Genomic DNA, 9,068 nt, shown 5'->3' with positions numbered 1-9,068 from the left:
GCCGGCCCGGTTGCGGGGCCGCCAGTGGGCGACGTTGCGTGCCTCTCATGGGGCGAAGCCCTCCGCGGCCCGCGCGGGCCGGAGCCGGCCAGCGCGGGAGCGCGCATATCCGCGATCACCGTCCGCCTGCAGGGTTAACGATCGGTTAACGGCGCCAGCTGCCGGACCGTTCCTCCACCGATTGCGCTGCGGCGGCGAATCCGACCTCATGGCGCCAGCGGCGACCGGCCGCCGCATCCGCCTATGGGAAGACCACTCCGGACCATGCGCCTGCGCCGCCTCGACATCGTCTTCGCCGTGCTGCTGCTCGCCGGCCTCGCCGTGCTGGCGGACTGGCTGCTCAAGGAGGACATCTCCGGCGCGCCCGCGCGGCGGACGGCGACACCCTGGTGCTGAACGGCGAGCATGTGCGCCTCAAGGGCATGGACGCGCCGGAACTGGCCCAGACCTGCACCCGCGACGGCAAGGACTGGCCCTGCGGACGGGAGGCGAAGGCCGCGCTCGCGGCGGCGCTGAAGCAGGGTCAGGTGGCCTGCACCTTCTCGGCGCGCGACGATTACGACCGCCCGCTGGCGCTGTGCACGGTGGCCGGCGCTGATCTCGGCGCGTTGCTGGTTCGCCAGGGCCTCGCGGTCGCCTTCGGCGCCTACCAGGCGGAGGAGCCGAGGCGCGCGCCGCCCAGCGCGGCCTGTGGGCCGGCGGTTTCCAGCGGCCGTCTGACTATCGGGCCGACCATCGACGCTGAGGCGCGCGGGTCGCCCACGCCGCCTTACGCCCCGAGCGCCCGGCGCACCGCGCCGACGATGCGATCCTGGGTCGCCTCATCGAGGTCGGGATGCATGGGCAGGGAGATCACCTCCTCCGCCAGCATCTCGCACACCGGCAGGATGGCGCCGGCGGCGGGATAGTGCCGGTAGGCGGGCTGGAGGTGCATGGGCAGGCGGTAATAGACCGCGGTGGGAATGCCCTCGGTCTTCAGCGCCTCGGCGAGCGCGTCACGCCGGCCGGGGGCGAGGCGGATGGTGTATTGCGCCCACACCGAGGTGGCGCGCTTGTCCACCGTCGGAACCCGGCAGACGTCGTTGAGGAGGGCGTTGTAGCGCCGCGCCACCTTCTCGCGGGCGGCGATCTCCTCGTCGAACACCGCGAGCTTCTCCAGCAGCACCGCGGCCTGGATGGTGTCGAGCCGCGCCGTCATGCCGATGCGCACGTTCTGATACTTGTCGACGCCCTGGCCGTGCTCGCGCAGGCTCTTCAGCACCGCCACGAGGTCGGCATCGTCGGTCAGGATGGCGCCGCCGTCGCCGTAGCAGCCGAGCGGCTTGGCCGGGAAGAAGGAGGTGGCGGTGGCATCGCCGATGGAGCCGGTGCGCTTGTTGTTCCAGGTGCCGCCGAAGCCCTGGGCGGTGTCGCACAGCACCTTCAGCCCGTGCGCCTCGGCGATGGGCAGCAGCGCGTCGTAGTCCGCCGGCTGGCCGAACAGGTCCACCGGGATCACCACGCGGGGGGTGAGCCCCTGCTCGATCGCCACGGCGATCGCCTGCGTCAGGCTCTCGGGGTCCATGTTGAAGGTGTCGGCGTCCACGTCCACGAACACCGGGGTGGCGCCGAGATAGGGCACCACCTCGGCGGTGGCGCAGAAGGTGAAAGCGGGGCAGAACACCGCGTCGCCGGGCTTCACGCCCCAGGCCATGAGGATGAGCGCCAGCGCATCCGTGCCGCTGGAGCAGGAGACGGCATATTTCGCCCCGGCGAAGGCGGCGAGCTTCTCCTCGAATTCGGTCACCTCCGGCCCGTTCACGAAGCGGCAGGACTGGAGCACGCGCCCGACCGCCGCATCGATGCGGGCGCCGATGCGCGCGCGCTGGGCGGCAAGGTCGATGAAGGCGATGGGCGCGGGCGCCGTCGCGGAAGCGGTCATGAAGGTTCCTCGGAGGGACGGATGGGCTCAGCCCGCCGCGGCACGGCGGCGCGAGCGCGCGCGGGCCTCGGCGCGCTCGGCGAGGCAGGAGATGGCGATGTCGAGGCTGGCGACGCCCTGCTCGCCCGTGACCTCGGGCGCGGCGCCCGCGCGCACGGCGGAGAGGAAGTTTTCGAGCTCGGCGCGCAGCGGCTCGGCATAGGCCACCGGCAGATGCCGGGTGGAATAGGAGCCGTCCGGCCGGTAGTCGAAATGCTCCGTCACCTGGCGCGTCAGCAGGTCGCCGATGACGTATTTCTTGGCGGTGGCCACGTGCACCGTGCGCGCCTTGAAGGGCGTGAGCCAGTTGGTGTTGATGTGGCAGAGCACGCCGGAGGCGGTGCGGAACTGGAGGAGCGCGATGTCCTCGCGCTCGGCGAGCGCGGCGGAGGTCTGCGGCTGCACCTCGACGATCTCGCTGTCGGTGATCCAGCGGATCAGGTCGATGTCGTGCACCGCGAGGTCGATCACCACGCCCACATTGGACATGCGCGGCGGGAACGGGCCGACGCGGGTGAAGGCGACCGAGAGGATGTTCTCGCCGCGGATCGCGTCCTTCACCGCGCGCACCGCCGGGTTGAACCGCTCCACATGGCCGATCATCAGCGTCACGCCCTTGGCCTTGGCGGCGGCGACGATCTCGCGCCCCTCCGCGGCGGTGGAGGCGATGGGCTTTTCCACCAGCACGGCGCAGCCGGCGTCGATGACGTCGAGGGCGATGGGGTGGTGCAGGTGGGTGGGCGCCGCCACCACCACGGCGTCGAGGCCGAGGGCGAGAAGGTCGGCGTGGCTTCCCACCGCCTGGCAGCCGAGGAAGCTCGCCACCCGCTGGGCCTGGGCCTGGTCCGGGTCGGCCACCGCCACCAGCTCGGCGCCGCCGATGGCGGAGAGCACGCGGGCGTGGTTGGAGCCCATGATGCCGATGCCCGTGACACGACGCGAAGGGGGCGCGCCCGGTCGGGCGCTGCCGTGTGAGCCATGTCAGCCCTCTTTAAAGGTCCAGCTCTCTCAAGCCTTGCCGCACCGGCGGGCGTCTCGACGGGCGCTTCCGGGCGGATCGTGATCCGGCCGGCAGGCGGGGGCGGCGCCCCGCTCCGGCGCCTGCGGCCAACTGCCGGTGCGAGCGGCGGACATCCACCACTCGCGCCTCCCTAGCACGGCCTTCGGGGCGGAAGCGAGGCGCCCCAAGCCTTCCGGAGGCCCCCATCCATTCAAGAATTGCGTCCCCGTGTTACCGTCGCGGCCAAGCGATACCGTCTGCGGCGGCGATCAATGCCCCGGGAACGCCACCAGGTGCGCACCGGCACGTCCATGGCGCGGATCTTGTCGGCGCCGCCGAGGTCCGGCAGGTCGACGATGAAGCAGGCGGCCTCCACCACCGCGCCGATGGAGCGCAGCAGCTTCACCGCGCCCACCGCCGTGCCGCCGGTGGCGACCAGGTCGTCCACCAGCAGCACCCGCTCGCCGGGGGCGACGGCGTCCACATGCATTTCCATCTCGTCCTCGCCGTATTCCAGCACATAGGCCATGCGCACGGTCTGGTGCGGCAGCTTGCCCTTCTTGCGGATCGGCACGAAGCCGGCGGAGAGCTGGTGCGCCACCGCGCCGCCGAGGATGAAGCCGCGCGCCTCGATGCCGGCCACCTTGTCGATCTTCGCGCCCGCCCAGGGCTGCACCAGTTCGTCCACCGCCCGGCGGAAGGCGCGGGGATTGCCGAGCAGCGTGGTGATGTCGCGGAACAGGATGCCGGGCTTGGGATAGTCCGGGATGGTGCGGATGGCGGCGGCGAAATCGTCGGGCGTCATGGGCGGCTTTCGTCCTCGGCTCGGAGGGGCGGGCGCGTGGCCGCCCGATTAAACGGGAGCCGCCGGCAGCCAGCAAATCGGAACATCCCGCGCCGGCCCCCCGAAAAATGGCCGAAGGGCCCCGCGGGGGGCCCTTCGGTCGCTTGGTACAGATGGCGCCGGCCGCCCCGGTCAGTGGGCGACGTTCTTCCACACCTTCTTCTTGGTGAAGTAGAGCAGGCCGGCGAAGACGATCAGGAAGATCATCACCTGGAAGCCGATGCGCTTGCGCGTGTCGAGATGCGGCTCGGCGAGCCACATGAGGAAGGCCGAGACGTCCTCGGAATACTGCTCCACCGTCTGCGGCGCGCCGTCGGTGTATTCCACCTGGCCGTCGCTGATGGGCTTCGGCATGGCGATCTGATGGCCGGGGAAATAGGTGTTGTAGTGCAGGCCCGGCTGCACGTTGACGCCGCCGGCGGGTCCACGTAGCCGGTGAGCAGCGCGTGGATATAGTCCACGCCGTGCTCCTGGTACTGGATGAAGGCGTCGGTGATGAAGCCCGGGAAGCCCACATGGTAGGAGCGGGCCTTGGCGATCACCGAGAGGTCCGGCGGCATAGCGCCGCCATTGGCGGCGCGGGCGGCGTTGTCGTTCGGGAACGGCGCCGGCCAGTGGTCCGAGAGCCGGCCGGGACGCTGGAACATGTCGCCCGCGTCGTTCGGCCCGTCGGTGATCTGGTATTCGCTCGCCACCTGCTTGGCCTGGGCCTCGGTGAAGCCGGGGCCGCCCTCCTGGGCGAGGTTGCGGAAATACAGGAAGTTCGCGGAGTGGCAGGCGGCGCACACTTCCTTGAACACCTTGAAGCCGCGCTGGAGCTGGCCCTGGTCGTACATGCCGAACGGGCCGGCGAAGGACCAGGACATGCGCTCGGGGCGCGGGGTCTCGCCGCCGGCGGCGAGCGCCGGCGAAGCGGCGAGGAGCACCGCCGCGGCGGCACCGAAGAGAATGCTGCGAATGGTCATTGGCTTTCTCTCCGCGCCCGTCAGCCCCGGGTCTCGGGAGCGGATGCCCCCGTGACCACGGCCGCGCCCCCCTTGGCGCCCTTTGCCAGAACCGCATCGGCGATGGACGCCGGCAGCGGCTTCGGCCGCTCGACGATGCCGAGCACCGGCAGGATGATGAGGAAGTGGATGAAGTAATAGGCGGTCAGGATGCGCGAGGCGATCACGTAGCCGCCTTCCGCAGGCATCGCGCCGAGATAGCCGAGGCCCACGGCGACGATCGCGAAGATCCAGAAGAACTGCTTGTACAGCGGCCGGTACTTGGCCGAGCGCACCTTGGAGGTGTCGAGCCAGGGCAGGAAGGCCAGCACCGCGATGGCCGCGAACATGGCCAGCACGCCGCCGAGCTTGTCCGGGATCGAGCGCAGGATCGCGTAGAACGGCAGGAAGTACCATTCGGGCACGATGTGCGCCGGCGTCACCAGCGGGTTGGCCGGGATGTAGTTGTCCGAGTGGCCGAGATAGTTCGGGATGTAGAAGATGAACCAGGAGAAGAAGATCAGGAACACCACCATCGCGAAGGTGTCCTTGATGGTGGCGTAGGGGGTGAAGGGCACGGTGTCCTTCGCCACGCTCTTCACGTCGATGCCGTCCGGATTGTTCTGGCCCACGTGATGCAGCGCCCAGATGTGGAGGCCGACCACGCCGGCGATCATGAAGGGCAGCAGATAGTGCAGCGAGAAGAAGCGGTTGAGGGTGGGATCACCGACCGAGTAGCCGCCCCACAGCCATTCCACGATGGTCTGGCCGACCAGCGGGATGGCCGAGAACAGGTTGGTGATGACGGTGGCGCCCCAGAACGACATCTGGCCCCAGGGCAGCACGTAGCCCATGAAGGCGGTGGCCATCATCAGCAAATAGATGATGACGCCGAGGATCCACAGCACCTCGCGGGGCGCCTTGTAGGAGCCGTAATAGAGGCCCCGGAAGATGTGGATGTAGACGGCGATGAAGAACATCGAGGCGCCGTTGGCGTGGATGTAGCGGATCATCCAGCCGAAGCTCACGTCGCGCATGATGTGCTCGACGCGGGCGAACGACACCGGCGCGTAGGCCACATAATGCATCGCCAGCACCACGCCGGAGACGATCTGGCACACCAGCATGAAGGTCAGGATCGCGCCGAAGGTCCACATGTAGTTGAGGTTCTTCGGCACCGGATAGGCAACCGCCGAAGAATGCATCAGCCCGACGATCGGCAAGCGGCTCTCGAACCACTGCGCGAGCTTGCCCTTCGGCTGGTAGGTGGAGTGTCCTTCCATGGGATCCAACCCTTTAAATAGATGCGGCGAGCGCCGGGCGACGGGAGGCGTCAGCCGATCACGATCTTGGTGTCGGTGGTGAAGGCGTAGGGCGGGAGCTCGAGGTTGAGCGGCGCCGGCCCGACGCGGATGCGGCCGGACGTGTCGTAGGCCGAGCCGTGGCAGGGGCAGAACCAGCCATTATAGGCGCCCTGGTGGCCCAGCGGCACGCAGCCGAGATGGGTGCAGATGCCGATCACCACCAGCCACTGGTCCTTGCCCGGCTTGACGCGGGCGGAATCGGGCTGGGGGTCCTTGAGGTCGGACAGCGGGGTGTCCTGGGCCGCCTTGATCTCCGCCGGAGTGCGGTGGGAGATGAAGATCGGCTTGCCGCGCCACTGGACGGTGACGATCTGGCCCTCGGCGATGGGGGAGAGGTCCACTTCGGTGGTGGAGAGCGCGAGCACCGAGGCGTCCGGCTGCATCTGGGAGACGAAGGGCCACACCATGCCGGCGACGCCCACCGCGCCCACGGCCCCCGTCGCAATGTAAAGAAAGTCCCGACGCGTCGTCGTGTCCTGCGTCTCCGTATGTGCCACGGCGCTTTCCCCGATCCTGAAATCCGCTTCCGTCCGCGCGGCGCGGCCTCAGGACGGCGCGCACAGACATGAGAGGCGGCTGAAGACACCTGTCGCCACCTTCGAGCGCCTCTAATTGCACCCCCGCCCGATCTTGTCCAGATGATGGCCGTGCGGCACGCCGTCCTGGCATGGAAATCCGCAGATACCGTCAAGCCGCCGCGCGCGGCCGCGCCCCGGCGCAGGAACCACAGGGCTGCCCATGATCCTCGCCCTCTACTGTCCGGACATCGCCCAGAATGCTGGCACCACCATCCGCACCGGGGCCTGCCTCGGCGTGCCGGTGCACATCATCGAGCCGGCGGGGTTTCCGGTGGGGGCGGCGGCCTTCCGCCGGGCCGGCATGGACTATCTCGACGCCGCCGAATTCGTGCGCCACGCGTCTTTCGCGGCCTTCGACGCCGCCCGCCGGAGGGAGGGCCGGCGCCTGGTGCTGTTCACCACGGCGGGCGAGACCCGCTACACCGACTTCGCCTTCGCCCCCACCGACGCTTTGCTGTTCGGCCGCGAATCGCAGGGCGTGCCGCCCGATGTGCACCAGCTGGCGGACGCGCGCGTGACCATTCCCCTGCGGCCCGGCCTGCGCTCGCTGAACGTGGCGGTGAGCGCCGCCATGGGGCTCGGCGAGGCGCTGCGCCAGACCGGCGGATTTCCCTCTCCCGGCGTGGCCCGCTAGAAGCGGCGCAGGAACAGGCAAGGAGGTCGCCCATGATCCCCCCATCGGATACTCCCGTCGGCGGCGGCCCGCAGGCTCTGGAGGCGCGCAAAGCCCGCGCCCGCGCCTGGTTCGAGGCGCTGCAGGACCGCATCCTCGCCGCCTTCGAGGCGCTGGAGGACGCGGCCGACCCCGCGCTCTATGCCGGCGCCCCCGGCCGCTTCGAGAAGCGGCCCTGGGATCGCACCGACCATTCCGGCGCGCCGGGCGGCGGCGGCACCATGGCGCTCATGCGCGGGCGCCTGTTCGAGAAGGTGGGGGTGCACACCTCCACCGTGTTCGGCGAATTCGCGCCCGAATTCCGCGGCCAGATCCCCGGCGCCGCCGAGGACCCGCGCTTCTGGGCCTCCGGCATCTCGCTGATCGCCCACATGGCGAACCCGCACGTTCCGGCGGTGCACATGAACACCCGCTTTGTCGTCACCACCAAGGCGTGGTTCGGCGGCGGGGCGGACCTGACCCCGACCCTGATGGCCCGCCGCACCCAGGAGGACCCGGACACGGTCGCCTTCCACCGGGCGATGGAAGAGGCCTGCGCCGGACATACGGTGGCGGACTATGCCCGCTTCAAGGCGTGGTGCGAGGACTATTTCTTCCTGAAGCACCGCGGCGAGGCGCGCGGCATCGGCGGCATCTTCTACGACTATCTCGACAGCGCAGCCGCCGGCACCGGCGGCTGGGAGGAGGACTTCGCCTTCACCCGGCAGGTGGGGGAAAGCTTCCTCGACATCTACCCGAAGATCGTGCGCGCCAATTTCGCCACCCCCTGGGGCGCGGCCGAGCGCGAGGAGCAGCTGATCCGCCGCGGACGCTACGTGGAGTTCAATCTGCTCTATGACCGCGGCACCATCTTCGGGCTGAAGACCGGGGGCAATGTGGACTCCATCCTCTCCTCCATGCCGCCGGTGGTGAAGTGGCCGTGACGGCGCGCTGTGATCGGGCCGTCACGAAGCCCGGCTAAGCCTCAGGCACCGCGCGAAGGATGCGCGATCCGGGGAGGAAGCCATGGCGTTTGGACCGGGTGACATCGTGCAGCTCAAATCCGGAAGCCCGGCTTTGACGGTGGTCGGCGTCGAAGGCGACGCGGTGAAGGTGTTCTGGTACGCTGACGAGGTGGGCGAGTTCCGCTCCCAGACCCTCCCCGCGGTGGCGGTCGAGCCGCTCGAACTCGACGATTTCGCGGATAGCGAGGACGACGACGACGACGAGGACGAGGACGAAGCGGACCGCAAGGACTGAGCGCCGCATCGCGCGGCCCGCACGCCCCTGCGGCACCGAAGTCCGAGCGATTTCAGCGCCCGAGCGCGCGCACGACCAAGGCCTGGATTTGGGTGGGATCATCGGGAAAATCCGCCCCGATCCAGGCGTCTTCGACCCGCGACAGCGCCGCGCCCAGGGCCCGGCCCTGGAGTCCCTGCGCCATCAGGTCGTCCGCCTTCACGGGCAGGCGGGGGGGCGTCCAGAGGCGCGCCGTCGCCACCGCCACCGCCGCATCGAACCCCCATCGCGCCTCGGCGAGCAGCGCCCGGTCGATCGCCGCCTCGGCGCCCGCCTCATAGACCAGCCGGCGGGCAGCCGCAGCATCGGCGGGGGCCGGGAAAGCGGCGGGAACAGGGCCGCGAGGCGGCCGGCTTCCGCATTGGAAAAGCCTCAGCTTTTCCCGCAG

Annotated in this window: 8 protein-coding genes and 4 pseudogenes; 5 read left to right on the top strand and 7 right to left on the bottom strand. The window is 69.8% G+C overall.

What is annotated here, in order from left to right; translation table 11 throughout:
* Positions 1-264: 264 nt before the first annotated feature.
* Positions 265-396 carry a hypothetical protein gene (locus tag AC2W7M_RS13950; RefSeq protein ID WP_486132867.1) on the top strand — a complete coding sequence of 44 codons (132 nt, stop codon included), beginning with the start codon at positions 265-267 and terminating at the stop codon, positions 394-396.
* A gap of 26 nt (positions 397-422) precedes the next feature.
* Positions 423-602, top strand: a pseudogene (locus AC2W7M_RS13945) (thermonuclease family protein); the annotation flags it as partial.
* Positions 603-769: 167 nt separating this feature from the next.
* Here the strand turns inward: AC2W7M_RS13945 and AC2W7M_RS13940 are convergent.
* The 6 genes and pseudogenes from AC2W7M_RS13940 to petA all read right to left on the bottom strand — a co-directional run bounded on the left by AC2W7M_RS13940 (position 770) and on the right by petA (position 6,648).
* Positions 770-1,921, bottom strand: a complete 1,152-nt coding sequence (locus tag AC2W7M_RS13940; protein ID WP_486132866.1) for a DegT/DnrJ/EryC1/StrS family aminotransferase — start codon at positions 1,919-1,921, stop codon at positions 770-772.
* Between the two features lie 27 nt (positions 1,922-1,948).
* The gene (locus AC2W7M_RS13935) at positions 1,949-2,875 is read right to left on the bottom strand and encodes a Gfo/Idh/MocA family protein (protein WP_486132865.1); all 927 of its coding nucleotides are present in this window, start codon (positions 2,873-2,875) and stop codon (positions 1,949-1,951) included.
* 354 nt (positions 2,876-3,229) lie between these two features.
* A pseudogene (locus tag AC2W7M_RS13930) lies at positions 3,230-3,765 on the bottom strand (adenine phosphoribosyltransferase).
* Between the two features lie 171 nt (positions 3,766-3,936).
* Positions 3,937-4,640, bottom strand: a pseudogene (locus AC2W7M_RS13925) (cytochrome c1).
* Positions 4,641-4,789: 149 nt separating this feature from the next.
* A complete protein-coding gene (locus AC2W7M_RS13920) occupies positions 4,790-6,070 on the bottom strand; it encodes a cytochrome b (RefSeq protein WP_486132864.1) in 1,281 nt (426 codons plus the stop codon).
* 50 nt (positions 6,071-6,120) lie between these two features.
* A complete protein-coding gene (gene petA / locus AC2W7M_RS13915; protein WP_486132863.1) occupies positions 6,121-6,648 on the bottom strand; it encodes a ubiquinol-cytochrome c reductase iron-sulfur subunit in 528 nt (175 codons plus the stop codon).
* A gap of 241 nt (positions 6,649-6,889) precedes the next feature.
* Here petA and AC2W7M_RS13910 point away from each other — a divergent pair, with 241 nt between their 5' ends.
* The 3 genes from AC2W7M_RS13910 to AC2W7M_RS13900 all read left to right on the top strand — a co-directional run bounded on the left by AC2W7M_RS13910 (position 6,890) and on the right by AC2W7M_RS13900 (position 8,641).
* On the top strand, positions 6,890-7,363 hold the full coding sequence (locus tag AC2W7M_RS13910; RefSeq protein WP_486132862.1) for a tRNA (cytidine(34)-2'-O)-methyltransferase: 474 nt from the start codon (positions 6,890-6,892) through the stop codon (positions 7,361-7,363).
* A 32-nt stretch (positions 7,364-7,395) separates the two neighbouring features.
* Complete coding sequence (gene hemF / locus AC2W7M_RS13905; RefSeq protein ID WP_486132861.1) at positions 7,396-8,325, top strand: oxygen-dependent coproporphyrinogen oxidase; 930 nt, start codon at positions 7,396-7,398, stop codon at positions 8,323-8,325.
* 82 nt (positions 8,326-8,407) lie between these two features.
* Positions 8,408-8,641 (top strand): YodC family protein, encoded by a 234-nt coding sequence (locus tag AC2W7M_RS13900; RefSeq protein ID WP_486132860.1) that lies wholly within the window; start codon positions 8,408-8,410, stop codon positions 8,639-8,641.
* 52 nt (positions 8,642-8,693) lie between these two features.
* Here the strand turns inward: AC2W7M_RS13900 and AC2W7M_RS13895 are convergent.
* Positions 8,694-9,068, bottom strand: a pseudogene (locus tag AC2W7M_RS13895) (CCA tRNA nucleotidyltransferase); the annotation flags it as partial.

It is taken from the genome of Xanthobacter sp. BG11Y11_SDJG, from assembly GCF_057364445.1.
This window is presented reverse-complemented; position numbering and strand designations above follow the sequence as displayed.